Annotated in this window: 29 protein-coding genes; 16 read left to right on the top strand and 13 right to left on the bottom strand. The window is 70.1% G+C overall.

Annotated features, from left to right (window positions below; translation table 11 throughout):
- Positions 1 to 24 precede the first annotated feature (24 nt).
- Together ABZX12_RS19020 and ABZX12_RS19015 are read left to right on the top strand one after the other, a co-directional pair.
- Positions 25 to 747: an ABC transporter ATP-binding protein gene (locus ABZX12_RS19020; RefSeq protein WP_355694716.1), complete on the top strand. Its 723-nt coding sequence runs from the start codon at positions 25 to 27 to the stop codon at positions 745 to 747.
- Positions 744 to 1,481 (top strand): ABC transporter permease, encoded by a 738-nt coding sequence (locus tag ABZX12_RS19015; protein WP_355694714.1) that lies wholly within the window; start codon positions 744 to 746, stop codon positions 1,479 to 1,481. Before ABZX12_RS19020 ends, ABZX12_RS19015 begins: the two co-directional genes overlap by 4 nt.
- Before the next feature lies 1 nt (position 1,482).
- Here ABZX12_RS19015 and ABZX12_RS19010 read toward each other — a convergent pair whose 3' ends face one another.
- Genes ABZX12_RS19010 through ABZX12_RS18995 form a run of 4 tightly spaced genes read right to left on the bottom strand, consistent with a single transcriptional unit; the run spans position 1,483 to position 5,093 of the window.
- Positions 1,483 to 2,391, bottom strand: coding sequence for a hypothetical protein (locus ABZX12_RS19010; RefSeq protein WP_355694712.1), 909 nt, complete (start codon positions 2,389 to 2,391; stop codon positions 1,483 to 1,485).
- A 59-nt stretch (positions 2,392 to 2,450) separates the two neighbouring features.
- Complete coding sequence (locus tag ABZX12_RS19005; RefSeq protein WP_355694710.1) at positions 2,451 to 3,482, bottom strand: hypothetical protein; 1,032 nt, start codon at positions 3,480 to 3,482, stop codon at positions 2,451 to 2,453.
- An 11-nt stretch (positions 3,483 to 3,493) separates the two neighbouring features.
- Positions 3,494 to 4,000 carry a SigE family RNA polymerase sigma factor gene (locus ABZX12_RS19000; RefSeq protein WP_355694709.1) on the bottom strand — a complete coding sequence of 169 codons (507 nt, stop codon included), beginning with the start codon at positions 3,998 to 4,000 and terminating at the stop codon, positions 3,494 to 3,496.
- Positions 4,001 to 4,058: 58 nt separating this feature from the next.
- Positions 4,059 to 5,093, bottom strand: coding sequence for a DUF695 domain-containing protein (locus tag ABZX12_RS18995; RefSeq protein ID WP_355694707.1), 1,035 nt, complete (start codon positions 5,091 to 5,093; stop codon positions 4,059 to 4,061).
- Between the two features lie 133 nt (positions 5,094 to 5,226).
- Between ABZX12_RS18995 and tnpB the strand changes: the two genes are divergently transcribed.
- Together tnpB and ABZX12_RS18985 are read left to right on the top strand one after the other, a co-directional pair.
- The gene (tnpB, locus tag ABZX12_RS18990; RefSeq protein WP_355694705.1) at positions 5,227 to 6,600 is read left to right on the top strand and encodes an IS607 family element RNA-guided endonuclease TnpB; all 1,374 of its coding nucleotides are present in this window, start codon (positions 5,227 to 5,229) and stop codon (positions 6,598 to 6,600) included.
- 68 nt (positions 6,601 to 6,668) lie between these two features.
- Positions 6,669 to 7,598, top strand: coding sequence for a proline dehydrogenase family protein (locus ABZX12_RS18985; RefSeq protein ID WP_355694703.1), 930 nt, complete (start codon positions 6,669 to 6,671; stop codon positions 7,596 to 7,598).
- Here the strand turns inward: ABZX12_RS18985 and ABZX12_RS18980 are convergent, their stop codons facing one another.
- Entirely contained in the window at positions 7,599 to 8,147 is a 549-nt protein-coding gene (locus tag ABZX12_RS18980; RefSeq protein WP_355694701.1) for a hypothetical protein, read from the bottom strand. It abuts the gene before it with no gap.
- Positions 8,148 to 8,250: 103 nt separating this feature from the next.
- Here ABZX12_RS18980 and proC point away from each other — a divergent pair, with 103 nt between their 5' ends.
- Both proC and ABZX12_RS18970 read left to right on the top strand, forming a co-directional pair.
- On the top strand, positions 8,251 to 9,054 hold the full coding sequence (gene proC, locus ABZX12_RS18975) for a pyrroline-5-carboxylate reductase (RefSeq protein ID WP_355694699.1): 804 nt from the start codon (positions 8,251 to 8,253) through the stop codon (positions 9,052 to 9,054).
- Positions 9,055 to 9,124: 70 nt separating this feature from the next.
- Positions 9,125 to 9,691 (top strand): hypothetical protein, encoded by a 567-nt coding sequence (locus ABZX12_RS18970; protein WP_355694698.1) that lies wholly within the window; start codon positions 9,125 to 9,127, stop codon positions 9,689 to 9,691.
- On the opposite strand, the gene ABZX12_RS18965 is transcribed toward ABZX12_RS18970, so the two are convergent.
- Positions 9,684 to 10,118 carry a PPOX class F420-dependent oxidoreductase gene (locus ABZX12_RS18965; protein WP_355694696.1) on the bottom strand — a complete coding sequence of 145 codons (435 nt, stop codon included), beginning with the start codon at positions 10,116 to 10,118 and terminating at the stop codon, positions 9,684 to 9,686. The two genes, ABZX12_RS18970 and ABZX12_RS18965, sit on opposite strands and share 8 nt — an antisense overlap.
- 50 nt (positions 10,119 to 10,168) lie before the next feature.
- Between ABZX12_RS18965 and ABZX12_RS18960 the strand changes: the two genes are divergently transcribed.
- Entirely contained in the window at positions 10,169 to 10,525 is a 357-nt protein-coding gene (locus ABZX12_RS18960) for a helix-turn-helix domain-containing protein (protein WP_355694694.1), read from the top strand.
- Positions 10,526 to 10,529: 4 nt separating this feature from the next.
- Positions 10,530 to 11,432: a TIGR03560 family F420-dependent LLM class oxidoreductase gene (locus ABZX12_RS18955; RefSeq protein WP_355694693.1), complete on the top strand. Its 903-nt coding sequence runs from the start codon at positions 10,530 to 10,532 to the stop codon at positions 11,430 to 11,432.
- Here the strand turns inward: ABZX12_RS18955 and ABZX12_RS18950 are convergent.
- The 3 genes from ABZX12_RS18950 to ABZX12_RS18940 form a co-directional block, all read right to left on the bottom strand.
- Positions 11,418 to 12,164, bottom strand: coding sequence for an endonuclease/exonuclease/phosphatase family protein (locus ABZX12_RS18950; RefSeq protein ID WP_355694691.1), 747 nt, complete (start codon positions 12,162 to 12,164; stop codon positions 11,418 to 11,420). The two genes, ABZX12_RS18955 and ABZX12_RS18950, sit on opposite strands and share 15 nt — an antisense overlap.
- Positions 12,161 to 13,129: a tryptophan--tRNA ligase gene (trpS, locus tag ABZX12_RS18945; protein ID WP_355694689.1), complete on the bottom strand. Its 969-nt coding sequence runs from the start codon at positions 13,127 to 13,129 to the stop codon at positions 12,161 to 12,163. The genes ABZX12_RS18950 and trpS overlap by 4 nt, the downstream gene beginning before the upstream one ends.
- Positions 13,130 to 13,317: 188 nt before the next feature.
- Entirely contained in the window at positions 13,318 to 14,055 is a 738-nt protein-coding gene (locus ABZX12_RS18940; protein WP_355694687.1) for a hypothetical protein, read from the bottom strand.
- Positions 14,056 to 14,354: 299 nt separating this feature from the next.
- Between ABZX12_RS18940 and ABZX12_RS18935 the strand changes: the two genes are divergently transcribed.
- Together ABZX12_RS18935 and ABZX12_RS18930 are read left to right on the top strand one after the other, a co-directional pair.
- The gene (locus ABZX12_RS18935) at positions 14,355 to 15,530 is read left to right on the top strand and encodes an acetoin utilization protein AcuC (protein ID WP_355694685.1); all 1,176 of its coding nucleotides are present in this window, start codon (positions 14,355 to 14,357) and stop codon (positions 15,528 to 15,530) included.
- A gap of 148 nt (positions 15,531 to 15,678) precedes the next feature.
- Complete coding sequence (locus ABZX12_RS18930; protein ID WP_012923942.1) at positions 15,679 to 15,894, top strand: helix-turn-helix domain-containing protein; 216 nt, start codon at positions 15,679 to 15,681, stop codon at positions 15,892 to 15,894.
- A 64-nt stretch (positions 15,895 to 15,958) separates the two neighbouring features.
- On the opposite strand, the gene ABZX12_RS18925 is transcribed toward ABZX12_RS18930, so the two are convergent.
- Complete coding sequence (locus tag ABZX12_RS18925; protein WP_355694684.1) at positions 15,959 to 16,447, bottom strand: MarR family transcriptional regulator; 489 nt, start codon at positions 16,445 to 16,447, stop codon at positions 15,959 to 15,961.
- A 64-nt stretch (positions 16,448 to 16,511) separates the two neighbouring features.
- Here ABZX12_RS18925 and ABZX12_RS18920 point away from each other — a divergent pair, with 64 nt between their 5' ends.
- Complete coding sequence (locus tag ABZX12_RS18920; protein ID WP_355694682.1) at positions 16,512 to 17,762, top strand: amidohydrolase family protein; 1,251 nt, start codon at positions 16,512 to 16,514, stop codon at positions 17,760 to 17,762.
- On the opposite strand, the gene ABZX12_RS18915 is transcribed toward ABZX12_RS18920, so the two are convergent.
- A complete protein-coding gene (locus tag ABZX12_RS18915) occupies positions 17,752 to 18,612 on the bottom strand; it encodes an alpha/beta hydrolase (protein ID WP_355694681.1) in 861 nt (286 codons plus the stop codon). The two genes, ABZX12_RS18920 and ABZX12_RS18915, sit on opposite strands and share 11 nt — an antisense overlap.
- A gap of 54 nt (positions 18,613 to 18,666) precedes the next feature.
- Here ABZX12_RS18915 and ABZX12_RS18910 point away from each other — a divergent pair, with 54 nt between their 5' ends.
- On the top strand, positions 18,667 to 20,454 hold the full coding sequence (locus tag ABZX12_RS18910; RefSeq protein ID WP_355694679.1) for a BTAD domain-containing putative transcriptional regulator: 1,788 nt from the start codon (positions 18,667 to 18,669) through the stop codon (positions 20,452 to 20,454).
- On the opposite strand, the gene ABZX12_RS18905 is transcribed toward ABZX12_RS18910, so the two are convergent.
- Positions 20,451 to 20,666, bottom strand: a complete 216-nt coding sequence (locus ABZX12_RS18905) for a hypothetical protein (protein ID WP_355694677.1) — start codon at positions 20,664 to 20,666, stop codon at positions 20,451 to 20,453. The two genes, ABZX12_RS18910 and ABZX12_RS18905, sit on opposite strands and share 4 nt — an antisense overlap.
- Before the next feature lie 103 nt (positions 20,667 to 20,769).
- On the opposite strand from ABZX12_RS18905, the gene ABZX12_RS18900 reads away from it, so the two are divergent.
- The gene (locus tag ABZX12_RS18900) at positions 20,770 to 20,943 is read left to right on the top strand and encodes a hypothetical protein (RefSeq protein WP_355694676.1); all 174 of its coding nucleotides are present in this window, start codon (positions 20,770 to 20,772) and stop codon (positions 20,941 to 20,943) included.
- Positions 20,944 to 20,946: 3 nt separating this feature from the next.
- On the opposite strand, the gene ABZX12_RS18895 is transcribed toward ABZX12_RS18900, so the two are convergent.
- Complete coding sequence (locus ABZX12_RS18895; protein WP_355694674.1) at positions 20,947 to 21,618, bottom strand: class I SAM-dependent methyltransferase; 672 nt, start codon at positions 21,616 to 21,618, stop codon at positions 20,947 to 20,949.
- Between the two features lie 110 nt (positions 21,619 to 21,728).
- On the opposite strand from ABZX12_RS18895, the gene ABZX12_RS18890 reads away from it, so the two are divergent.
- Genes ABZX12_RS18890 through ABZX12_RS18880 form a run of 3 tightly spaced genes read left to right on the top strand, consistent with a single transcriptional unit; the run spans position 21,729 to position 23,980 of the window.
- Positions 21,729 to 21,830, top strand: coding sequence for an AURKAIP1/COX24 domain-containing protein (locus tag ABZX12_RS18890; protein ID WP_008356322.1), 102 nt, complete (start codon positions 21,729 to 21,731; stop codon positions 21,828 to 21,830).
- A 37-nt stretch (positions 21,831 to 21,867) separates the two neighbouring features.
- Complete coding sequence (locus ABZX12_RS18885; RefSeq protein WP_355694673.1) at positions 21,868 to 22,875, top strand: NAD-dependent epimerase/dehydratase family protein; 1,008 nt, start codon at positions 21,868 to 21,870, stop codon at positions 22,873 to 22,875.
- On the top strand, positions 22,868 to 23,980 hold the full coding sequence (locus tag ABZX12_RS18880; RefSeq protein WP_355694671.1) for a lysophospholipid acyltransferase family protein: 1,113 nt from the start codon (positions 22,868 to 22,870) through the stop codon (positions 23,978 to 23,980). Before ABZX12_RS18885 ends, ABZX12_RS18880 begins: the two co-directional genes overlap by 8 nt.
- Positions 23,981 to 24,420 lie beyond the last annotated feature (440 nt).

Here is a 24,420-nt window from a genome sequence, read left to right as displayed (position 1 = left end):
CACGGTTCGCGCTAAATTCATCATATGATGAAAAACGCGGTGAGCTGCCGTGCCGTCGTCGTGGTGCGCGGCGACCGGGAGGTCCTGCACGGGATCGGGTTCGACCTCCGGGCCGGGACCGTCACCGGGCTGCTCGGGCCGTCCGGCTGTGGCAAGACCACGCTGATCCGCGCGATCGTCGGCCTGCAGGCGCGGGTGACCGGCGACGTCTCGGTCCTCGGGCTGCCGGCCGGCGCGCCGAAGCTGCGCGGGCGGATCGGCTACGTGACGCAGGAGCCCAGTGTGTACGGCGATCTGACCGTCACCGAGAACCTGCGCTTCTTCGCGGCGGTCCTCGGGGTCGCGTCGGGCGACATCGAACGGGTGATCGAGGCCGTCGACCTCGCCGACCATGCGGACGTCCGTGTCGACCGCCTCTCCGGCGGTCAGCAGTCGCGGGCCTCGTTGGCCGCCGCGCTCCTCGGCGATCCGGAGTTGCTGGTGCTCGACGAGCCGACGGTCGGACTCGACCCGGTGCTGCGGCGCGATCTCTGGGCGCTGTTCCATCGGCTCGCCGACGGCGGCGCGACGCTGCTCGTCTCCAGCCATGTCATGGACGAGGCCTCCCGCTGCGACCGGCTCCTGCTGATGCGCGAGGGCGAACTGCTGGCCGACGACACGCCGCAGGCCCTGCTCGCGTCAGCCGGCGCCGAGGAGATGGAGCAGGCGTTCCTCACCCTGATCGACCGGAAGGCTGGTGCGCGATGACCCCGCGGGTGACGTTCGCCGTTGCGGCCCGGGTGCTGGCGCAGTTGCGCCGGGACCACCGGACGGTGGCGATGCTGATCGTGCTGCCGACCCTGCTGGTCACCCTGATGTGGTGGATGTTCACCGACTCCCCGATGGTCTTCGACCGGATCGGCGGGCCGCTGCTCGCGGTCTTCCCGTCGATCGTCATGTTCGTGGTCACGTCGGTCGCGACGCTGCGCGAACGGTCCAGCGGCACCCTGTCCCGGCTGTTCACGATGCCGATGGGCAAGCTGGACTTCCTGCTCGGGTACGCGCTCGCCTTCGCGTTGATCGCCGTCGTCCAGGCGCTGGTGGTCGTCTCGATCGCCTTGTACCTGCTGGATCTGGACATCCAGGGCGACGCCTGGCAGCTCGGTGTGGTCGCGGTCCTCGACGGTGTCCTCGGTACGGCGCTGGGCCTGTTCGCGAGCGCGTTCGCGGCGACCGAGTTCCAGGCCGTGCAGATGATGCCGGCCGTGATGATCCCGCAGATCCTGCTGTGCGGACTGCTCGTTCCCCGCGACCAGCTGCCGCCGGTCCTGCAGGCGATCAGCGACGTCCTCCCGCTGTCCTACGCCGTCGACGCTGTCCTAGGAGTTGCTAAAGGCAACGGATTCACCACCGGGACCGGTGGCGACACCCTGGTCGTGCTCGGCTTCATCCTCGCCGCGCTCGGGTTGGGCGCCGCCACCCTCAGACGTCGTACGGCCTAGCTCACTCGCCGAACAGCCAGTCGGATTTCACCGGCGGGGCCCAGCGGAAGTAGCTGGGGTCGGCGAAGGTGCCCGGCACCTTTCCGTGGCCGGTGATCGACGTCTTCGCCCCGTCCGCGTGACCGAAGGTGTAGAAGTACGCCGATTTGGCGTCCTTGTCGATGCCGACGACAACGGTCCCGTAGTTGCCGCAACCACCGGCGACGAGCGTCTCGAATCCCTGCCAGGTCGCGGACCGCACCTTGGTGACGACCGGCCGCAGCTGGGAGTTGACCGGGATGCGGATGGTGTAGAGCGCACCGCCGCGGGTGTTCGCCAGGAACGTGTCGTACGCCGCGGCCTTGCTGATCAGCGTCATCGACTTCACCGCCGCGAAACCGGAGGCCGATCCGTACGCCTTCCAGGCGCCGGTGTCGCCGACGACCCACCGGAACAGCACGCCGTCCGAGCGGAGCGCGTACTCGTAGGTCCGCGGGTGCGCCGGGTCGTCGTTGAACACCGACGTCTCGTGGTCGACGAACTTGCTCCACCCGCCGCCGATCCGGGCCAGCTCCGACGACGTCACCTTGCCGCTCTTGTCGAGCTCGAGCCAGTGCTGGTACATCGAGTCCCCGAGCACGACCCGCCCGTACCGGGAACTGCCGGTCGCCGTCGCCTCGTTGACGAGTGTCGCGACCGTCCGCACCGCGCCGTCGGCGTACACGTTCGGTACGACGCTCCGCGCGCCGGCCACCGGCGGCGCCGACGCGGTCAGCCGTTGCAGCGTCTGGTCACCACCGGCCGTCACCGAGCCGAGGTTCAGCCCGCAGGACGCGGTGGCTGCCGTCGTCGCGGCGGCGGCGGTGTTCACACCCGCGGCGGCCAGTCCGGCCGCCGCGAGCAAAGTCAAGGTCGTCCGCAGTTTCCCCATGTCTCCCCCTTCGAAAAGTTCGATGGGTAAGACCTACGGCACCGCTGTTCGGTTGATAACTATTCGAAGACTTTGACGATCTTCCCGGCCTTGTCGTACGCCGCGACCTTCGGGAACGTGCCCTGCTTGTACTTGGCCGAGCTCTTCCAGGTGTAGGCGAACCAGCCACCCTCGCCGACCGGCACCTGGTAGATCGGGCCCTTCCCGATCCGCAGGCGGACCACGACGGCGTCCTTCGACGCGACCCGGCCCCAACCGGACATGCCCCACCCGTTGCAGACTCCCGCCGTGCAGGGCCCACCACCACCCCCTCCGACGTACATGTCGGTCCGGCCGGACTTGTCGGCCGGGTTCAGCACCGGGTCGCTGCCGGTGAGGTTGGTCAGCGTCGCGAACGTCGTGTTGCCCTGGAGGCCGGTCGCGAGCGGGACGTTCGTCTGCAACGAGCACTCCATGACCTTGTGGCCGGTGGGGGAGACCGCGACCACCTCGGCCTGTCCGAGCGTCTTCGACTCGTCGGACGCCACGACCTGCCAGCCGGTCACGTCGACCCAGGCCAGGACGGAACAGTTGCGCAGCTTGGCGGTCATGCTCTTCGGCAACGGATCCTTGTTCGCCGCCGCGACCAACTCGGGCGACGGCTTGTCGCCGCCGGGGACGATGCACAGGTTCTTCTTGTCGCCGACCTTCAAGTCGTACTGCGCCACGTGGCCGGACCGCGCGCCCTTGGTGTCCCGGAGCTTGCGTTTCTCGTCCGGATTCCGCAGCTCACAGCGGCGCTGCGCTTCGGCCATGGTGATCCGCTGGTCCGCGCCGGCCTCGCCACGCGGAACTCCCGGCACGGGCTCGAACTGATCGGGAGGGTTGCCGGCGATCCCCGGTTGGTTGCCGGCCGAGCTCAGGTTGGGCAGCAAACTGGCGCCGAGGGCGATCACCGCGACTCCTGCGACCGCGCCGCCCGCGCCCAGTAGCTTGCGGTGGCGCCTGGTGCGGCGGCCGCGGGCCAGTAGTTCGGTCGTGTCCAGCGGCTGCATCGTCTCCGACTCGGCGAGCCGGTGCAGTTCGGCGCTGATCTCTCGTACGTCTTCCATCTCGTTCTCCTTCACAGCGCTCGGCTCGCCCGCCGCTGGTCGATGGCTCGTCGGAGAGTTTCGAGGCCACGTGCCGACTGGCTCTTCACGGTGCCGGTGGAACAGCCGAGGATTTCCGCCGTCTGCTCGACGGACAGGTCCTCGTAGTACCGCAGCACGACGCACGCCCGTTGCCGTGGGCCCAGTGAGCGCAGCGCCGCCAGGACCTCGTCGCGGTCGGCGTGCCCGACCGCGAAGTCGTCGTCACCGGCCCGGTCCGGTACGTCGGCGATCGCCACCTCCCGGCGCCACGGCCGGCGTTTCCCGTCGTACGCCGCGTTCACCACCGTCCGGCGCGCGTACGCGAACGGGTTGCCGGTCCGACGCACCTTCGGCCAGGCCAGGTACAGCTTGTACAGCGCGTCCTGGACGATGTCGTCGGCCCGGTGCCGGTCACCCGACACCAGGAACGCCGTCCGCCGCAAGGCCGCCTCGGCTCCCTCGACGAACTCGACGAACTCCCGGTCCCGCTCCGCCATCCGCGCCTCCACTCTCCATCTCCCCCTCAAGACGAAAGGCCCGGACTCCCAGGTTGCATCACCCCGACAGGTGCGCGACGTTCTGCCAGGCGGGGTCGGGGGAGGCGGTCAGCGCCACCTTGCCGTGCGGCCAGCCGGTCGTGGCGGCCTGGAGCTGGGCGTCGGCGGGCGTGGTGCCGTCGACGTAGTAGTGCAGGATCCGGACGCCGGCGGACGTCTCGTGGGCGAGCAGGTTGCCGGAGCCGCCGAGGCGGTCGGTGAGGTGGTCCTCGAAGGCGCGCAGCTCGTCGAGCATCTCGGACTCGGGCAGCCCGTCCTCACGGACCACGGGATAGTGGATGGCGACCGCCACGTGGGTGTCGAGGTGCGGCCGGCGGATCGACCGCAGCGGGTACTCGGCGGTCGCGATCACCCGCTGTCCGTCGCGGGTCCCCTCCAGCATCTTCCACGCCGGACTGCCGTCCTCGAGCGTGTGCTCGGCGGCGAACCCGGCCACCGCCGGCAGCAGTTCGGTCACCGGTACGGCGTCCTGCGGCGCGTCCGGCAGCGTGTCGATCGCGCCCACCCACGTCTCCACCATCTCCTCGCCGAGCACCAGGTCGAGGATCAGGAACGTCACCCGCCGCTGCGCGTCCACCGACAGCGACGGGAACAGCGGGTGGTGGACGCCGACGTGCACGGCGGCCGCGTCGGGCTCGATCGACACCAGCGACTCGTCGATCGCGACCGGCGGGAGCCCGTCGAACTGCAGCGTCGCCGCGGGCCCGGGGCGGCGCAGGTCGGCGTACTCCCAGACCGGGTCCGACGGCGGGGCGGCGCGCAGCCAGCGGCGGGCGATCGCGCGCTGCGCCGGGTTGCCGGCCGCGGTGACGATCAGGACGTGCTCGGCGTGCAGCCCGGGGCCGAGCTCCCACTCCAGGTCGGGATGGATGCGGGCGACCCGCTCGTTCAGTTCCGCATTCGCGCCGGTCGGCTCCCGGCGGGTGACGGCGTCCGCGACGCCGGCCGCTCCGGTGCTCGACCACCAGGACCAGAACGCGCCGATCGGATCGGCCTCCACGACGTTCCGCCGGCGGCGCTTGAAGATGGGCATGGGCGCATCCTCTAACAAGCAGGGGTTGATCTGCCGCGGCGACAGGGTAGGACGCCGACTTCCTCGCCCGTCAAGCAGGGTGGGGAGTCGGCAACGGCTGAGTTGTGTCGGTGGGATCGGCGAGACTGCTCGTATGCCCGAAGATGCTGTTGTGCTCGACAACTACCCGAGGCTGCGGGCGTACAAGTACGCACTGAATCCGACTCCCCGTCAGGCTCGGTTCCTGGACGGGCACTGTGGTGCGGCGCGTAAGGCGTTCAACTGGGGACTTGGATGGGTCAGGGCGGTGATGGATCAGCGGGCGGCCGAAGCCAGCTACGGCGTCCCGACAGAGCTGATGACTCCGTCGATCTCGTGGTCGATGTATTCGTTCCGTAGAGCCTGGAACCAAGTGAAGGCGAGCGTTGCGCCGTGGTGGGCGGAGTACTCGAAGGAGGCCTACTCCTCCGGTCTGACCCAGTTGGCAGCCGCGCTGAAGAACTGGCGCGACTCGCGCACCGGCAGACGCCGCGGTCCTGCGACCGGGTTCCCGCAATTCAAGTCCAAGCGCAAGGCGGTGAAGTCGTGCCGGTTCACCACCGGTGCTATCGGTTGTGAGGAGCGGTACGCCGTACTGCCGCGGATCGGCCGGGTGCGGCTGCACGAGACCCCGGCAGCGGAATTGCTGGACGGCACTGCCCGGATCATGGCGGCGACGATCCGGTTCGAGCGCGGCAGGTGGTTCGTTTCGTTCACCGTCGAACAGGACACAAGCGAACGGGCTCCGAATCGGCCTGACGCAGTTGTCGGCGTGGACCTGGGCATCAAAAGCCTCGCTGTCCTGGCAGGACCGGACGGTGCTCCGCAAATGATCCCGAATCCACAGCATCTGGAGGCGTCGCTGCGGAAGCTCGGCAAGCTGTCGCGGCGCGTGTCCCGTCGCGTCGGTCCGGACCGGCGTAGCGGCCGGGTGCCGTCGAAGAGATGGCGACGTGCCAACGCTCAGCGCAACCGGATTCACCACCGCGTCGCGTATCAGCGTGCCGACGCGCTACACAAGCTGACCACGGCCGTTGCCCGCGAGTACGGGACGGTCGTCGTGGAGGACCTGAATGTTGACGGGATGCTGAAGAATCGGCGCCTGGCGCGGCGGATCGGGGATGCGAGTTTCGGCGAGATCCGGCGGCAGTTGGCGTACAAGACCGCGTGGAGCGGTGGGCGGCTGGTCGTGGCCGATCGGTGGTTCCCGTCGAGCAAGACTTGTTCGAACTGTGGAGTGGTGAAAGCCAAGCTGCTCTTGTCCGAACGCGAGTACAGCTGTGTGTCCTGCGGTCTGGTGATGGACCGTGATGAGAACGCGGCGAGGAACCTCGCCGCGCTGGCGGTCGCCGCGAGTGGTGCGGAGACGTTAAACGGACGTGGAGCCGACCAGAAGTCCCGGGTTGCCGGGCAGGTGGCTGTGAACCGTCTACCCGGCAGCCCAGTGCATGAGACCGGGACCGCCTCGCCAGAGGCTGTGAGTGTGTAGACGCTGACTACTGGCTTGCAACGGTGCGACTATCGAACCAGTGACCCCTGGTTGAGGAGGAACACGGAGTGCTTCGGCGAATGCTGCTGGGTGTGTCCCGCAGTCCCCAGATCAAGAAGGCGGTGGCGTCGCTGCCGGTGTCCAGCGGCATCGTCGCGCGTTTCGTCGCCGGGGAGACCGCTCCGGAGGCCGTGCTGGCCACCGAGAAGCTGGTCAGCAACGGGCTGCGCGTCACCCTCGACCATCTCGGCGAGGACGTCACCGATCCGGCCGCCGCGACCGCGACCGCCGACGCGTACCTCGAGCTGCTCAAGAAGCTGTCCGCCGCCGGCCTGACGAAGTACGCCGAGGTCTCGGTGAAGCTGTCCGCGGTCGGGCAGGCGCTGCCCGGCGACGGCGAGAAGATCGCGCTCGACAACGCGCGGACCATCTGCCTCGCCGCCCGCAACGCCGGGACAGCGGTGACGCTGGACATGGAGGATCACACCACGACCGACTCGACGCTGGGGATCCTCCGCGAGTTGCGCCAGGACTTCCCGGCGACCGGCGCGGTCCTGCAGGCGTACCTGCGGCGTACCGAGGCCGACTGCCGCGACCTCGCGTACGCCGGCTCCCGCGTTCGGCTCTGCAAGGGCGCCTACAAGGAGCCCGAGTCGGTCGCGTTCCAGGACAAGCGCCAGGTCGACAAGGCCTACGTCCGCGCCCTGAAGATCCTGATGAACGGCAGTGGCTACCCGATGATCGCGTCGCACGACCCGCGGCTGATCCGGATCGCCGGGGCGCTGGCCGACCGCGCGCGGCGCAAGCCGGGCAGCTACGAGTACCAGATGCTGTACGGCATCCGCCCCGAGGAGCAGCTCCGGCTGGCCGGCCTCGGCCACACGGTCCGCGTCTACGTCCCGTACGGCGAGGACTGGTACGGCTACCTGATCCGGCGCCTCGCCGAGCGCCCCGCCAACCTGCAGTTCTTCGCCCGCTCCTTGATCACCAAGAAGTAATCAGCACGGATAGCCGTACTGCGTGCCGTACCAGGCGCTCCAGCCCGTGAAGTTCCGGGTGTCCCCGTCCTTGAGCTCGTACATCTGCCAGCGGACGCACTTGCCTTCGACATGGTCGTAGTTGCACTTCCCCCAGCCCTCGGCGGATGGGAGCGCCTGGCAGTACCGGTCCTTGCCGTAGTTGGTCTGTACGTGCACCACGGCGGCCCAGCCGTTGGCGATGCCGTCCACCACCCACTGGTCGTCACCGACCCATTGGTAGCAGGTGGCGCCGATCTCGTAGCCGTAGAGGATGCAATGGTCGACCGGCGCCGTGTACGAGTAGCCTGCCGTCGACATCGCTGCGGGGGCGACCACGGTGGCCATGGTCGGGTTGGTCAGGGTTCCGGTGTCGCCGTCATCCGTGTCGGTGTCGGCGGCCTGCACGACGGCGGCAGCTCCAGGGGCAGCAGGGGCGGCTACGGCTTGTGCGGCGGCGGTGACTTGGGCCAGGCCGCTGGTCGCCAGGAGAGCGGCGGCGGAGACGGCGAGGGCGCGCAGCATTCGCATGGGCGGTCTCTTCTCGGGGCGGAGGAGTGGGAGAGGAGAGGCTATGTCCCGGCTGGTGGGCAGCGGGACCGGGATCTGAGCAGTTCGTCAGTAGTCTGTGGGCATGAGTGCAAAGGTGGCCGTTCTCGGGGCCGGGGTGATGGGGGAGACGTTGCTGTCCGGGCTGATTCGGGCCGGGCGGCGACCGGAGGACCTCCTGATCACCGAGCGCCGGGAGGAGCGCGCCGCCGAGCTGCGCGAGCGGTACGGCGTCGACGTCGTGTCGAACGTGGAGGCCGCGAAGCAGGCCGAGACGCTGGTCCTGGTGGTGAAGCCCCAGGACATGCCGGACCTGCTCGCCGAGATCGCCCCGGCGGTCCGGCCGTCGCAGACGGTCGTCTCGCTCGCCGCCGGTATCACCACCAGCTTCGTCGAATCGAGGCTGCCGGAAGGCGTGGCCGTCGTCCGGGTGATGCCGAACACGCCCGCCCTGGTCGACGAGGGGATGGCCGCCATCTCCCGCGGCGCGCACTGCGACGAGAGCCACCTGGAGCTGGCCGAGAGCCTGCTGGCCGCGACCGGCCGGGTGATCCGGGTGCCGGAGAAGCAGCAGGACGCGGTCACCGCGATCTCGGGCTCCGGTCCGGCGTACCTGTTCTTCGTCGTCGAGGCGATGATCGAGGCCGGCGTGCACATGGGCCTGCCGCGCGGTACGGCGACCGACCTCGTCGTGCAGACCGTGGTCGGATCCGCGAAGCTGCTGCGCGAGACCGGCGAACACCCGACGGTCCTGCGCGAGCGCGTCACCTCTCCGGGCGGTACGACGGCCGCCGCGGTCCGCGAGCTCGAGGACCACAAGGTCCGCGCCGCGTTCCTGTCCGCGATCGAGGCCGCTCGCAATCGGTCACGGGCCTTGGCCGCCGAGTAACACCTCTCGCGCGGGTGGCGTTAAGGTGGGCGCCGAGGTTTCCCACCATGTTCGAGGGATGAGTCCGCCCATGACTAATGGTTCGGTCGAGCCGGTCGCCGCGCCTGCGCCGCAGCAGGAGGTGCCGCCGCTCCCGTGGCGAGTGCCGCTGGACCCGGCGCCGTGGTGGGCCTGGACGCTGTTCGTGCTGCCGTTCGTCGTCGTGCCGGCGCTGAACTCGTGGCTGTGGATGGGCGCCCGCGACATGCTGGCCGTCGGGCTGCTGACGATCATCGGCGCGTCGGTCGTCCGGGTCGCCGGCGGCGTCGTGCTGTACCGCGTCGAGTTGTTCCCGAGCGGCCTGAAGGCGCGGACGAGCATGCTGATCCGCAGCCTGGCCTGGCAGGACGTCGGCAAGATCGAGGTCGGCGACGACAACGTCGTGCTCACCCGCGGCCCGGACGAGCACGAGATCAACGGCATTCCCACCGACCGCACCGCCGAGGTCGCCGCGGTGATGGAGGCCCTGCGCGAGCGTTCCCTGACCACCCCGGTCCGCCGGCACCGCCCGCGCCCCGGCATCGGCGCCGCGCTCGTCCTGCTCTACGTCGTGCTCTCCATCGGCGCCTTCCTGCTCCGCTGGCACATCGTCATCTGACCGCCCACGGCCCTTCCCCGGTCACCTTCTCGACCCGCACCCGCACGACCGTCGCGCCGGCGTACACCTGCTCGCTGCCGAACGGGAACGTCTCCTGGCCGAGGTACTTCCGCGTCAGCCGGTCCATCAGCGTCTTGTACGCCGGGTTGCCGGGCCCCTCCAGCTGCGCGGTTCCGCGCACGACCAGGTACTGCGTCAGGCCGCGCGGGCTGATCCGGTCGTCCTGTACGAGCAACGTGATCCGCGGGTCGCGGCGCAGGTTCCGGGTCTTGCGGTGCCTCTCCTCGACGCCGATCAGCAGGTCGTCGCCGTCCCGCCCGACCCACACCAGCGCGGCCTGCGGTGACCCGTCCGGGTCGATCGTGATCATCGTGACGTCCTTCGGCTCGTCGAAGAGCCGGTAGCTGCTCTCGGGAAGTCTGCTCATGCGGCAGACGCTAGACAGCGCCGTGGGAACCTCTGGGTACCCTGACCGCTGTGCACGGAGTGGAACCTGGCGACGTCTTCCTGGCCGACTGTCCGGCGCGGCTCGCGGTCGAGGTGATTGCGGACAAGTGGGCTGTCGTGGTGCTGTGGGGCCTCAACGACCACGCCCGGCGGCACTCCGAGCTGCTCGAACTGATCGGCGGCATCTCGAAGAAGGTGCTCACGCAGACATTGCGCCGCCTGCAGACGAACGGCCTGGTGACGCGCACGCACCACGGCGGCGTACCCCCTCGGGTCGAGTACGCGCTCACCGAACTCGGACGCACGCTGATGGGACCGGTCCGGCTGCTCACAGAGTGGGCAGAACAGAACGGCGAGGCGGTGCTGGAGGCGCAGGAGAGAGGATGACTGCATGGACTTCTCTTTGTGGCCTGCGGCCTCCCGGGACTGGCGGTCGGTGCTCGACGGCGCCGAGTACGCCGAGCGGACAGGCTGGCACGGCGTCTGGATAGCGGATCACTTCATGCAGAACGGTGACGACCTGAGCGTCCCGGTGAACGAGGCCCTGGCGCTGGTCGCCGGGCTGGTCGCGCGGACCGAGCGCGTCCGGGTCGGCACGATGGTGCTCGGCAACACCTACCGGCACCCGGCCGTGGTGGCGAACGCGGCCGCGACCATCGACCAGATGGCGAACGGCCGGTTCGTGCTCGGCATCGGCGCGGGCTGGCAGGTGAACGAGCACGCGGCGTACGGCATCGAGCTGCCGGCGATCGGGCCGCGGCTCAAGCGCTTCGAGGAAGCCTGCCAGGTGATCAAGGGGTTGCTGACGCAGGAGCGGACGACCTACGACGGCAAGTACTACCAGCTGTCGGACGCGCCGTGCGAGCCGAAGCCGGCGCGGCTCCCGATCCTGATCGGCGCGTCCGGCGAAAAGGTTGCCCTCGGCATCGTTGCCAGGTATGCGGACGAGTGGAACCACTGGGGACGTCCCGACCTGGCGGCGCACAAGGGCGAGGTGTTCGCCCAGCACTGCGAGCGGGCGGGCCGCGATCCGCGGACCGTCAGGCGGTCGGCCCAGACCTTCCTCGAGATCGTCGAGCCGGGGGACGCCGAGGCAGCCGAGCGGAAGGCCCGGTTGGAGGAGCGTGGGGCCCACGTGGTGATGGGATCGGCCCAGGAGGTGCTCGACGTGGTCGCGCAGTACCCGGCGGCCGGGATCGACGAACTGCTGGTCCCGGACGCGTTCCTCGGCGAGGGCAGCCGGCGGTTCGACGCGCTGGAGCGGCTGCGCGAAGAGGTGCTACTGAAGTTCTAGCGTCGCGAACAGCGGCCAGTGGTCGCTCGGCACACGGCCGTCCGGGCGGTAGTGCGAGACGGCCGCGTCGGTCACGGTCCACTCCTTCGTGACGAGGATGTGGTCGATGCGGTCGTCGTCGGTCGCGCCGGTGAAGTCGTGCCAGCTGCCGCCCGCGGCGGCCGGTACGGCGAGGCGCAGCCCGGAGTCCACCAGCGTCTTCAGCGGCGGGGAGTCCGGTGTCGCGTTCAGGTCACCCATCACGATCCACGGCAGCGACCCGGTGATCCAGCGCGCGATCAGCCGGGACGACTGCAGTTGCGCGACCTCGCCCGCATGGTCGTAGTGCGTGTTGACGAGGCCGACCGTCGTACCGTTGCGGTGCCGCAGCCACACCAGGGTCGCGACCCGCGTCAGGTCGGCGTCCCACCCGATCGATCCCGGCGTCCCGGGGTCGTCGGACAGCCAGCGGGTCTCCTGCCGCTCGATCCGCCAGTCGCCGGGCCGGACCAGGACGGCGGCGTGCTCGCCCGCGTTCATGCCGTCGTCCCGGCCGGCGCCGACCAGCTCGTGCTTCGGGAACCGCCAGCGCAGGTAGTCGAGCTGGTCGGGCAGCACCTCCTGCAGCCCGACCACGTCCGCGTCCAGGTGCTCGATCGCCGCCACCGTCGCCTTCCGCCGGACCGGCCAGGCGTTGTCGCCGTCGGGCGCGGAGGAGTTGCGGATGTTGAACGAAGCGGCGCGGATCTTCATACAGGTGATCCTGCCAAACCCATCGCGACCGACGCCGCCCGGAGTCGGGGAGTGCTCGCCTCGAGCGCCCGGTCCCGGCCCTGCGCGAGCAGGTCCTCGATCGCGCCGCGGTCGGTCATGAGCCGCGCGTACTCCTTCTGCAGCGGCTCGATGACCGCCAGTACCGCGTCCGCGACGTCCTGCTTCAGCGCGCCGTACGACGCGTAGGACTTCGCGAGCTCGACCGGATCGCCGTCGGTGCAGGCCGCGAGGATCTCCAGCAGGTTCGTGATGCCCGGCTTGTCCGCCTCGTCGTGCCGGACCTCGTTCCCGGAGTCGGTGACGGCGCGCATGATCTGCCGGCGGATGACGTCCGGCGGGTCCAGCAGCCGGATCGTGCCGATCGCGTCGTCGGCGTCGGACTTGCTCATCTTCGCGGTCGGGTTCTGCAGGTCCTTCACCCGGGTCGCGAGCGCCGCCTTGTTCAGCCGCGGTACGACGAACGTGTCGCCGTACTCGCGGTTGAACCGGATCGCGATGTCCCGGGCCAGCTCGACGTGCTGGTCCTGGTCACCGCCGACCGGGACCTGCTCCGCGCCGTACAGCAGGATGTCCGCGGCCATCAGGCACGGGTACGTGAACAGCGAGGCCCGCGTCATCGGGCGGCCCTTGCCCTTCTCCTTGTACTGGATCATCCGGGACAGCTCGCCGACGTACGACGTGCACTCCAGCAGGTAGGCGAGCTGGGCGTGCGTGGGGACGTCGGACTGGACGAAGACGGTGCCCTCGGGGACACCGGCGGCGAGCATCAGGGTCGCGAACTCGCGGGTCAGCGCGGCGAGTCTTCGCGGTTCGTGCTTGGTCGTCATCGCGTGCAGGTTCGCGACGAAGTAGAAACCGTCCGGATCGGTGAACCGGCGCAGCGCGCCGAGGTGGTTGCCGAGCGTCAGCCGGCCGGACGGGGTGATACCGGAAAGCGAGGTCATGATCGTGCCCTTTCGGTGGTGTGTGAGGCCCCACCGAGGACATGAAAAAGGCCGCCTCGGCGAGGCGGCCTCAGTGGCTGCGTGCGAACACGCCGGGGGACCGCCCTAGGCGGCCCACCACAGCTGCAAGTTCGTGTTCACGCTGCCAGCATATCTCACCGACCGGGGCGGTGGGACGGGGAAGGAATTCACCGCTGGACGAGCGACTGGACGATCAGCTCGTTGCGGGCGTCCTGGCCGAGCGGCACGGTCGGGTGTACGCCGTCGCGCAGGTAGTTGAGCAGCCGGTACGGCTTGACCCAGAGCCACTCGGCCCAGCGGATGATCCGCAGGTTCGGGTACTTCTCCTGCTGGTCGTACAGCTGCATGTTCAGCCAGGAGCTGTTCCGCTGGTCGGCGAGCTGCATCGTCGAGGTCACGCTCTTGCGGACGACCTGGATGTTGACCCAGTACAAGATCCGGTTCTGGCCGACGATGCTGACCGCCCGGGCGACCTGGGCGGCGAACTTCGGCGGGTCGAAGATGTCGTTCGAGCCGCTCGCCATCAGGACCCGCCGCGGCAGCCCGTACGCCGACGCGCACTGCTGGAGTGCGTCGACCGCGCCGGAGGTCGGCCGGCTGGACCAGTTGTTGACGGCCAGCGGGCTGCCGTCGCGGTCCTGCAGCCGGATCGCGAGCGCCTTGCCGTCCTGCACGGAGATGCTGTCGCCGAACATGAACACGCCGTTGGTCTCGCGGGTGTGCTGGAACTGCGCCGCGGTGGAGATCGCGCGGGTCGCTCCGGCCCAGGAGCCGAGCACGCCGGAGCCGTACGGCCCGGTGTCCGACGACGTGCTGGCGGACGCGCTCTCGGTCGAGGCGGCCACCGTCGCGGCGGCCGCGGCCGCCGCTCCTACTGTAAAGATCTGCCGCCGGTTGGGTCTCATTTGCCTCACCGGAGAACTGTGGCGGCCGACCGAGGGTACTCGCAAGTCCGAATCTCACTGTCCGCAGTCGCCCGACGCCACGGCCGACCCAGAATCTGCGGTTTCTGCGCCTCCGACGGCAAAATCTGTAACGCTTTGCAGTCCGGCGCCGATGAATCGACTGTTGGACCGCTGGCGGGGTCGGCGCGGCCAGGGAGGGGTGTCGCGCCGTCCGTGCCTGTTGAGCCCGGACCCCGCTCAACCCGGTGGTGCGGCTTCGGACCCGCGCTTGCGCAGGCGCGACGGTTAAGGTCGAGGGCATGAGCGGTGAGGCATTGCTGGTGTTCGACGGCGGGCTGACGGCGTACGACTTCGGCCGTGGCCACCCGATGAGTCCGATCCGGGTGGAGCTGACCATCAAGCTCGCCCGCGAGCTCGGCATCCTCGACCACCTCAAGGTCGCGCCCGCGCCGACCGCCGACGACGCGCTGCTCGAGACCGTGCACACCGCCGAGTACGTCGCCGCGGTGAAAGAGGCCGGCGACCACCCGGACGAGGCCGATCCGGTGCACGGCCTGGGCACGTCGGACACGTACTGCTTCCCGCGCATGCACGAGGTCTCGGCGCGGATCGCCGGCGCGACCGTGGAGGCGGCCCGCGCGGTCTGGGAGGGGGACGTCCTGCACGCCGCGAACATCGCCGGCGGCCTGCATCACGCGATGCCCGACCAGGCCAGCGGATTCTGCGTCTACAACGATCCGGCGATCGCGATCCGGTGGCTGCTCGACCACGGCGCCGAGCGGGTCGCGTACGTCGACGTCGACGTCCACCACGGGGACGGCGTACAGACCGTCTTCTACGACGAACCGCGGGTGCTGACCGTCAGCCTGCACGAGTCGCCGACCACACTCTTCCCCGGCACCGGAAGCGCCGGTGAGACCGGCGGGCCGGGCGCCGAGGGTACGGCGGTCAACGTCGCGCTGCCGCCCGGCACCGGGGACGCGGGATGGCTGCGCGCGTTCCACGCCGTCGTACCGGACGTGGTGAAGGCGTTCCGCCCGAGCGTGCTGGTCACGCAGCACGGCTGCGACTCGCACGTCGAGGACCCGCTGGCCCACCTGACGAAGACGATCGACGGGCAGCGGGCGGCGTACGTCGCGCTGCACGACCTCGCGCACGAGGTGGCGGACGGGAAATGGGTCGCCACCGGCGGCGGCGGGTACGCGATCATCGACGTCGTGCCGCGGGCCTGGACGCATCTGCTGGCGATCGTCGCGGGGACGCCGATCGACCCCGCGACGCCGGTGCCGGACGCCTGGCGCGAGGAGGTCCAGCTGCGGTTCGGGCGGGTCGCGCCACTGCGGATGACCGACGGCCGCGACGCGTCGTACGTCGACTGGTCGACCGGTTACAACCCCGACACCTGGCTGGACCGCGCCATCAAGGCCACCCGCGACGCGAGCTTCCCGCTGCTCGGTCTCGATCCGAGCTGGTGAGACACCTTCTCCGCCGCACCGCCCGGTCGAGTCACACGAGTCCCCCTCTTTCCCATTCGTACCAACAGCCACTAGGCTCATGACATGCACGGACGGAGGTGCCGGAGGGGAAGCCGGCGCACGATCCGTGCTGGAAGTGCGGTGCGCAATGGCATCAAAGAAGTCCGGTGGTGAGCAGCCGCTCGCCGAGGTGAAGTTCCTGACCGTGGCGGAAGTCGCCACGGCCATGCGCGTGTCCAAGATGACGGTGTACCGATTGGTGCACTCCGGTGAGCTGCCCGCGGTGCGGGTAGGTCGTTCGTTCCGGGTGTCGGAGGACGCCGTGCACGACTACCTCAAGGGCGCCTTCTTTCAAGCCGGATAACAACGAGAACGAGGCGGCTCGGCCCTTAGGGGTCGGGCCGCCTCGTCGTTTGTCCACGCAAGGTTCACCGGCGACGGGCCGACAGGCCTCGTAGCGCGGCGGTGGCCGCCTCCAGCGTGTCGGCCGGGACATCGGCCCACAGCTCGGCGTGGGCGGCTGAGCTGGCCTTCACAGCCTGCTCGGCGAGGCTGATTCCCTCCGGGGTCAGCCGGACCTGCGTCCCGCGACCGTCGTCCGGGTCGGGCTCGCGGACGACCAGGCCGCGGCGGACCAGCTGGTTCGTCACATTGCTGGTGCCGCCCGAGGACAGCAACAGGATCCGGACCAGGTCGGACGGCTTCTGGCGGTACGGCGCCCCGGACCGGCGCAGCGAGACGATCACGTCGAACTCCGCCATCGTCAGCTCCAGGTCGCGGAGCACCCGCCGGGTCGCCGAATTCAGCTCGCCGGCGAGCAGCATGATCCGCTTCGTCAGCTCGCTGGTCGGATAGAGCACCTCGGGCAGCTCGTGCTCCCAGGAGGCGATCACCCGGTCCACAGGGTCGTCGGTCACGGTTGACAGCCTAGCTTCCTTTGATGATAGCTTTTCACAAAGCTTTCTACTGAGGGAGATGCTCGTGAAGCTGCTGCTGAAGGGCGGGACGGTGATCGACACCTTCCCGGAGGTCGTCGTCCGCCGGGACGCCGATGTCCTGATCGAGGACGGCCGGATCGCCGCGGTCGGGCCGGGGCTCGACGTCGACGCGGAGGTGATCGACGCGCGGGACCGGATCGTGCTGCCCGGCTTCGTCGACACCCATCGGCATCTGTGGCAGACGGCGCTGCGGGGGATCGCGGTCGACGCCGGTCTCGGGACCTACTTCGAGCGGGTGCTCGGCGCCCACGGGTCGCGGTTCCGGCCGGAGGACGTTGCTGCGGGCAACCTCGTCGGCGCGCTCGAGTGCCTGGACGCCGGGATCACCACCGTGCAGGACTACTCCCATGTCCAGCGCACCCCTGACCACGCCGACGCGGCGCTGGACGCGCTGGAGCGCAGCGGCATCCGGGCCGTCTTCGGCTACGGGCCGTCGCCGTTGAGCGGCGGCGCCGTCGATGCGGGGGAGATGCGCCGGGTGCTGGCCCGCCGCTCCGGGCGGCTCGGGCTCGCGGTGGCGGCGATCGGGCCGTCGTTCGCGCCGTTCGAGACCGTGCGGGCGGACTGGGAGTTGGCGGACGCTCTCGGCGTGCCGGTCGTCGTGCACATCAGCAGCAGCTCGGACGTGCCCGACCCGGTCACGCGGTTGCGGGACGCCGGGCTGGCACGCCCGACCACGCTGTATGTCCACGGCAACAACCTGCCGGACTCCGAGCTGAAGGTGATCGCGGAGACCGGCGCAGCCGTCTCCGCGACCCCGACCGTCGAGGCCCGCATGGAGCTGGGCCGGCCACTGGCCGGTCGCCTGCGAGCGGCCGACGTCGACTTCAGCCTCAGCATCGACGTCGTGACAACAGCCGGCGGCGACATGTTCCGCGCCATGCACGAGGTGCTCTCCCTCGGCTACCAGACCTTCACCGCCGCGGAGATCCTGCAGTTGGCGACATCCGCCGGCGCGCGGGCACTGGGCCTGTCCGACGTCGGATCGTTGGCCATCGGCAACCAGGCCGACATCATCCTGCTGCGCACCACAGACCTCAACCTCGCCGGTGGTCTCCACGACCCAGTGGCCACTGTGGTGTCATCCGCCCACCCCGGCAACGTCGACACAGTCCTGGTCGCAGGCTCCCCGGTCAAGCGCGACGGCCGCATCATCAGCACGTCGCTGCCGGACGCCCTCTCCGAGCTCGCAGAGTCCGCGGCGTACCTGGAGGGGCAACCGTCTAACGCTTGAGGAGGGCCCGGATGGCTGTGGTGATCTCGGTGGGGGATTCCTCGGCCATGAAGTGGCCGGAGGTCGTGGTTTCGTGGTGGAGGTTGGTGGTCCAGGTCTTCCAGCGGGCGGCGGCATCGAAGCCTAGGGCGGCGCCCCAGTCCTGCTGGATCACGGTCACCGGCATCCGCAACTTGTTGCCGTGAGCAAGGTCTTGCTCGTCGTGGGTGATGTCGACGGTCGCCGTGGCGCGGTAGTCAGCGACGATCGACGGCACCGCGCGCCGGCAGGCCGCCAGGTACACCGCGCGGACGTCGGACGGGATCGCCGCGGGATCGTTCACCCACTGATCCAGGAAGTATCCGAAGAACTCGTCCGAGCTGGCCGCGATCATCCGCTCCGGCAGGCCGGGCGGCTGCGCCATCAGGTAGAGGTGAAAGCCGACTGCAGCACTGGCCCCGTGCATCACGTCCCACATGTCGAGGTTCGGCAGAACGTCCAGACACAGCAGATGGGAGACGGCATCCGGGTGATCAAGACCCGCGCGGAACGCCACCAGCGCTCCCCGGTCGTGCCCGGCCAGGGCGAACCGGCGATGACCCAACCGACCGGCCACCGCGACGATATCGGCCGCCATGGTCCGCTTAGAGTACCCGTCGGCCGGTTTGCCGCTCTCGCCGTACCCGCGCAGGTCCGGGCAGATCACGGTGTGATCCGCGGCCAGCGCCGGAGCAACGTGCCGCCACATCAGGTGCGTCTGCGGAAACCCGTGCAGCAACACGATTGGCGGACCGGATCCGCCGACGGCCACGTTCAGTTCGACCCCGTCCGTGCCCTCGACCTGCTGGTACTCAAAGCCTTCGATCAACATGCCGACCAGCGTCGCGGATCCGGATGAGCAACGGATGAGCGCTACCGTGGCCGCGTGGAGTTCGGTGTGCTGGGGCCGGTGGTGGCCCGGGACGGGGGGCCGGTCGACCTGAAGGGCCGCCGGCACCGGGCGGTCCTCGCGCGGCTGATCGTGGCGAGAGGGCGGGTCGTGCCGGCGAGCGTGCTCGTGGACGATCTGTGGGCCGATCCGCCCGAGGGCGCGCTGAGCGCCGTGCGGACGTTCGTGGCTGCGCTGCGCCGTGCGATCGAGCCCGACCGAGCGCCTAGGCAACCGGCCCAGCTGCTGGTGACGTCCGGCCCCGGCTACGCCTTGAAGACGGACAACGTCGACGCGTGGCGGTTCGAGACGTCGGCCAGGGCCTCGCTGCCACCGGAGCAGCTGCTGCCGGAGCTCCTGGCCGGATTGGCCTTGTGGCGAGGGCCCGCGTACGTCGAGTTCATGGACGAGACGTGGGCGTCGGCCGAGCGTGCCCGGCTGACCGAGCTGCGGTTGCAGGCGATCGAGCGGGTGGCGGAGACGCGGCTGGAGCTGGGACGAGCGGCCGAGGCGGTGCCGGATCTCGACGCACACGTCACCGAGCATCCGTGGCGCGAGGACGCGTGGCGGTTGCTGGCGCTCGCGCTGTACCGGAGCGAGCGCCAGGGCGACGCTCTCGCCGTACTGCGCCGTGCCCGGGAGACCCTGGTGGATCAGCTCGGCGTCGACCCCGGTCCCGCGCTGAGCCGGCTCGAGGGCGACATCCTCAACCAGGCAGCGCATCTGACGCCGGCCGGCACCGTGTGGGCCGAGACCACCGCCGCGTACGACCGTGCCGTCGGCGGCACGCGCGCCCGGATCGAGTCGACGGTCGGCCTGCTGCGCAACCTCGCGGTCACCGGAGGCGGCGGCCTGGAAGCGGCCCGCGGGCATCGCCTCGCCGCCATCTCGGCGGCCGCGGAACTCGGCGACCCCGATCTCACCGCGCGCGTGATCGGCGCGTACGACGTACCGGCGATCTGGACCCGCTCCGACGACGAGGCGCAGGCGGCCGCGATCGTCGCGGCGGCGGAACGGGTGCTGCCGACCCAGGACCACGCCGGCCCCCGCGCGCGGCTGCTCGCCACGATCGCGCTCGAGTCCCGCGGTTCCCGGTCGCCGCGGGCCCGTGAGGCAGCGCTCGAGGCCGAGCAACTCGCCCGCGGTCTCGACGATCCCGCGCTGCTCGCGTTCGCGCTGAACGGCCTGTTCATGCAGACCTGCTACCGCGCCGGCCTGGCGCCCGCACGCGACGCGATCGGTGCCGAGCTCGTCACGCTCGCGCAGCGCCACGACCTCTTCACCTACGAGGTTCTCGGCCACCTGATCCGTCTGCAATCCGCGTGCGCCAGAGCCGACCACACCACGGCCGACGACCATGCCGCAGCCGCCGACGCGTTGGCCGCCAGGCACGAGCTGCCGCTGGTCGCCGTCTTCACCCGCTGGTACGCCGCGCTGCGCGACGACACCCCGGAGTCCTACCGCGCCGCCGCCGCGCTGCTCGACGGCGCGGGCATGCCCGGCCTGAGCGAGGGGCTTCTCCCGCTGGCGTTGGCCGCGCACGCCGTACGGCATGACGAACCGATCCCCGAGGCCGACTACGGACCGCACGCCCCGTGGGTGCACGGATCGCCGGATCCCCCGCCTGGGCTGCTGTTCGAGGCGTACTGGGCATTCACCGCCCACAGCACCAGAGACCCCGAGCTGGTGGCGAGAGCGCGAGCTGCTCTCGCGCCGGCGGCCGGCGAACACGCGGCCGGCAGCGGCCTGCTCACCCTCGGCCCGATCGCCGACTATCTCGGCTAGAGATCGTCGGGAGAACTGGACTCGGACTTCCGATCGGCTTGCCGGCGCAGCTCGTGGTGCGACTGGTGTGCGGTCGACCGGTACGCCTCCTCGTACGCCGCCAGCGCGCCGGCCACCCCGGATCCGCGCCCGTGGCGCGTGGCCCACCGGGCGAACCAGGTCAGCCCCGCGAGCACCGCCGCCAGGCCGGCGAGAAACACGACGTACGCCATGCCGCTACGGTACCCGGGCCTCCCAGGGACCTCCCAGGAATCTCGCAGCACCGTCGCAGGCCGTGAGACCAGGATGGAATCACCAACCTGAAGGAGGCTCCCGATGCCGATCCGTTTCGTCAAGACCGTTGCCGTAGGCACCATCGCGACCCTGGGCCTGGCCGCCGTCGCCTTCACCCCCGCCGCCTACGCGAGCACCAGTACCAGGACCGCCACACCCCACCTGGCGGTCCTGACCAAGCCGATCGTCCCGGTTGCGATCCGGAAGGCCGCTTAGGCCCTAAGCCTTCCGCGCCCGGAACGCGAGTGCGTGCGGGATGTCGTAACCGCCGGGCTCCTCGAAGCGCTCGATGACCAGACCGCTGGCCACGACGGCGTTCAGGTAGTCGGCCAGGGTGAGGTGGGACATGCCGATCCGCCGGCGGATGCCGTCCTCGCCCCACCACGGCATGTCGGTGTGCCAGCCCGACTGGCGGTACGTGGGATGCACGGTCCGGCGACCGTCGTCCTCGTAGACGACATGCGGCCCGTTGAAGCAGGGGTGCACGCCGTACGCGACCAGGACGCCGCCCGGCCGCAGCACCCGGGCCGCCTCCCGCAGGACGGCGCCGAAGTCGTCGACATCGGTCGAGATCCACATCGAGACCGCCGTGTCGAAGGACGCGTCGGCGAACGGCAGGACCGCGGCGTCACCGTGCAGCAGCGGGCCGTCGGTGCGCGTCCGGGCACGGCCGAGCTGGTCGATCGAGTAGTCCAGCCCCACGGGGGTCCGGCCGCCCGCCCGGATCGTGTCGAAGTTACGTCCGGTGCCGCAGCCGATGTCCAGGCACGGCCCGGATCCGGGTCCGAGCAGGTCCAGCAGACCGGGCTGATGCGGCTCCGCGTCGCGCACGAACCGCTCGTCGTACCACTCCGCCAGACCGTCGTACCGCGCAGTCTTCCGGGCCTTCATCGAGCCTCCCCAGGTCTCCGTCCACCCTACCTGTGGAGCCTGCTTTAGGTCGGGGAAGCGACCTCCGGGTAAGCTTTGCCGACGTTCTCTTTGAGTTTGGATGGTCCACTGTGGGTTCCGTAATCAAGAAGCGCCGCAAGCGTATGGCGAAGAAGAAGCACCGTAAGCTGCTGAAGAAGACGCGGGTGCAGCGCCGCAAGCTCGGTAAGTAAGCAGGTCTGCCGCGCCCGGTCCGGCTGGGAGTTGCCCGTGGCACAGGTGGTGATGGTGACCGGCGTCTCGCGAGACGCCGGCGCTCGCTGTGCCCGCAGACTGGCCGAGGACCCCTCGATCGACACCGTTCTCGGTATCGATGTGGTTCCTCCGCGCGCGGAGCTCGGGCGGGTCCGGTTCGTCCGGGCCGACATCCGTAACCCGGTGATCGCCAAGGTGATCGCCGCCGAGGCCGTGGACACGGTCGTCCACACCGGCGTCGTGGCCACTCCCGGCAGCGCCGGCGGCCGGTCGTCGATGAAGGAGATCAACGTCATCGGCACCATGCAGCTGCTCGCCGCCTGCCAGAAGGCGCCCGGCGTGGCCAAGCTGGTGGTCAAGTCGTCCACCACGGTGTACGGCTCGGGTGCACGGGATCCGGCGATGTTCACCGAGGAGATGGCGCCGCGGGCGATCCATCACCACGGGCTGAGCAAGGACGCGGTCGAGGTCGAGGGGTACGTGCGCGGCTTCGCCCGGCGCCGTCCCGACGTCTGCGTCAGCACGCTGCGGATGGCGAACTGGATCGGTCCCAAGACCGATTCCCCGATCACGCGGTACTTCGGCCTGCCCGTCGTCCCGACCGTCCTGGGGTACGACGCCCGCCTGCAGTTCCTGCACGAGGACGACGGCGTCGAGGCGATCCACCACGCGACCGTGAACGACCTGCCGGGGACGTTCAACCTGGCCGGTGACGGCGTGCTCTCGCTGTCCCAGGCGATCCGGCGGCTCGGCCGCCCGACGCTGCGGATGCCCTCGTTCACCGCATCCGGCACGGCCGCCGCCGTCCGGCGGGCCCGGCTGGCGGACTTCTCGCCGGACCAGATCACCTTCCTCACCTTCGGGCGCGGTGTCGACACCACGCGGATGCGCACCGAGTTCGGGTTCGAGCCGAAGTACACGACCGCGGAGGCCTTCGACGACTTCCGGCGGTCGCTCGGGACCGGCGCGATGACGCGGGTGTCGAGCCTGCTCACCGCGGGCCTGGGGGCGCTGCGTGGCTGACGCGGATGTGATCCCGATCGGCTCCGGCGGTCGCCCGGGCCGGGGCACCGGACGCCGTACGACGCCCTCGGCCGCGGCGCGGGCGCTCGCCGGACAGGCCGGCCGCCCGAAGAAGGGCCGCGCCGGTAAGAGCGCCGACGACGTCGCCACGGGTTCGCGGGCGGCGGAGCTCCAGAGCGAGCCGGCCGGCGCCGTGCCGGACGTCGACGGACCCGAGCTGCCGCCGTTCGACTTCGCGGGACTCGAGCGGGCTGTCCGTGGGCTGTTCGGCGAGGACGGCGAGCGCCGGGTCGCCGAGTGGCTGGCGTTCCTGCGCCGGCGGCTGACCGGCGACTACGAGCTCGACGAGTTCGGGTACGACCGTGACCTGTCCGACCAGGTGCTGCTGCCGATGCTGCGGCCGATGGTGGAGAAGTGGTTCCGGGTCGAGGTCCGGGGGATCGAGAACATCCCGTCCGACCGCAGCGCGCTGATCGTCGCGAACCACTCCGGCACGATGCCGCTCGACGGGCTCGTCACCCAGGTGGTCGTCGCGGACCACACCGGACGGCCGCTGCGCACGCTCGCTGCGGACCTGGTGTTCCAGACGCCGTTCGTCGGCGAGCTGTCCCGCAAGGGCGGCGCCACGCTGGCCAACAACGACGACGCCGAGCGGCTGCTCCGGCAGGGCAACCTGGTCGGGGTCTGGCCGGAGGGCTTCAAGGGACTCGGCAAGCCGTTCTCCGAGCGGTACAAGCTGCAGCGCTTCGGACGCGGCGGCTTCGTCAGCGCCGCGATGCGGACCGGCGTACCGATCGTGCCGTGCTCGATTGTCGGCGCCGAGGAGATCTATCCACTGGTCGGGAACATCGCCTCGCTGGCCCGGCTGCTCGGCGTCCCGTACATCCCGATCACACCGTTCTTCCCGCTGCTCGGGCCGCTCGGCCTGATCCCGCTGCCGTCCAAGTGGCTGATCGAGTTCGGCGAGCCGATCCGCACCGACGAGTTTCCGGACGGGGCCGCCGACGACCCGATGCTGGTCTTCAACGTGACCGACCAGGTCCGCGAGACCATCCAGCAGACCCTCTACACCCTTCTCATGCAACGCCGCAGCGTCTTCTTCTGACCCCCGCGCCTGCTACCCGCGCCTGCCACCCGCGCCTGCCACCTGCCGCCACCCGCAGACCGGCCCGTCCCGCACGCTCGACGGCGAGCTCGAGTTCGGCTGGCGCCGGAACGAAGCGGGCCTCCTCCGGCTCACCGACGCGACCACCCACTTCCTCGCCCTGCTCGCCACCCTCCCCACCCGCGTCGGGCTCACCGTGCGGCAAGGGCCGGCGGCGGGCGGGACGGTGTGCACGGACGACAGGTAGTGCACCGGCGAGACACCGTACGCGCGGACGGATTCACCCTCGGGTGCACTACCTACCGAACTGACACGTCCTGTCCAGCTGACACGGCCCCGACCTACGGCACGCGAGGGATATCCCTTCGCGTTGGGGGTTCTCGGTGGGTATGCGAGCGAAGAAGCCACAACACAAGGGGGTATCCACTGGAATGCAGTAC

The organism is Kribbella sp. NPDC003505, assembly GCF_040610875.1.
GTDB lineage: Bacteria > Actinomycetota > Actinomycetes > Propionibacteriales > Kribbellaceae > Kribbella.
The sequence above is the reverse complement of the archived record's forward strand: the minus strand, read 5'-3'. Positions and strand labels throughout refer to the sequence as shown.

Coding starts and splice junctions, on each gene's coding strand:
- ABZX12_RS19020 (WP_355694716.1), top strand. CDS start 25: ATGATGAAAAACGCGGTGAGCTGCCGTGCCGTCGTCGTGGTGCGCGGC.
- ABZX12_RS19015 (WP_355694714.1), top strand. CDS start 744: ATGACCCCGCGGGTGACGTTCGCCGTTGCGGCCCGGGTGCTGGCGCAG.
- ABZX12_RS19010 (WP_355694712.1), bottom strand. CDS start 2,391: ATGGGGAAACTGCGGACGACCTTGACTTTGCTCGCGGCGGCCGGACTG.
- ABZX12_RS19005 (WP_355694710.1), bottom strand. CDS start 3,482: ATGGAAGACGTACGAGAGATCAGCGCCGAACTGCACCGGCTCGCCGAG.
- ABZX12_RS19000 (WP_355694709.1), bottom strand. CDS start 4,000: ATGGCGGAGCGGGACCGGGAGTTCGTCGAGTTCGTCGAGGGAGCCGAG.
- ABZX12_RS18995 (WP_355694707.1), bottom strand. CDS start 5,093: ATGCCCATCTTCAAGCGCCGCCGGCGGAACGTCGTGGAGGCCGATCCG.
- tnpB (WP_355694705.1), top strand. CDS start 5,227: ATGCCCGAAGATGCTGTTGTGCTCGACAACTACCCGAGGCTGCGGGCG.
- ABZX12_RS18980 (WP_355694701.1), bottom strand. CDS start 8,147: ATGCGAATGCTGCGCGCCCTCGCCGTCTCCGCCGCCGCTCTCCTGGCG.
- proC (WP_355694699.1), top strand. CDS start 8,251: ATGAGTGCAAAGGTGGCCGTTCTCGGGGCCGGGGTGATGGGGGAGACG.
- ABZX12_RS18970 (WP_355694698.1), top strand. CDS start 9,125: ATGACTAATGGTTCGGTCGAGCCGGTCGCCGCGCCTGCGCCGCAGCAG.
- ABZX12_RS18965 (WP_355694696.1), bottom strand. CDS start 10,118: ATGAGCAGACTTCCCGAGAGCAGCTACCGGCTCTTCGACGAGCCGAAG.
- ABZX12_RS18955 (WP_355694693.1), top strand. CDS start 10,530: ATGGACTTCTCTTTGTGGCCTGCGGCCTCCCGGGACTGGCGGTCGGTG.
- ABZX12_RS18950 (WP_355694691.1), bottom strand. CDS start 12,164: ATGAAGATCCGCGCCGCTTCGTTCAACATCCGCAACTCCTCCGCGCCC.
- trpS (WP_355694689.1), bottom strand. CDS start 13,129: ATGACCTCGCTTTCCGGTATCACCCCGTCCGGCCGGCTGACGCTCGGC.
- ABZX12_RS18940 (WP_355694687.1), bottom strand. CDS start 14,055: ATGAGACCCAACCGGCGGCAGATCTTTACAGTAGGAGCGGCGGCCGCG.
- ABZX12_RS18935 (WP_355694685.1), top strand. CDS start 14,355: ATGAGCGGTGAGGCATTGCTGGTGTTCGACGGCGGGCTGACGGCGTAC.
- ABZX12_RS18930 (WP_012923942.1), top strand. CDS start 15,679: ATGGCATCAAAGAAGTCCGGTGGTGAGCAGCCGCTCGCCGAGGTGAAG.
- ABZX12_RS18915 (WP_355694681.1), bottom strand. CDS start 18,612: ATGTTGATCGAAGGCTTTGAGTACCAGCAGGTCGAGGGCACGGACGGG.
- ABZX12_RS18905 (WP_355694677.1), bottom strand. CDS start 20,666: ATGGCGTACGTCGTGTTTCTCGCCGGCCTGGCGGCGGTGCTCGCGGGG.
- ABZX12_RS18900 (WP_355694676.1), top strand. CDS start 20,770: ATGCCGATCCGTTTCGTCAAGACCGTTGCCGTAGGCACCATCGCGACC.
- ABZX12_RS18895 (WP_355694674.1), bottom strand. CDS start 21,618: ATGAAGGCCCGGAAGACTGCGCGGTACGACGGTCTGGCGGAGTGGTAC.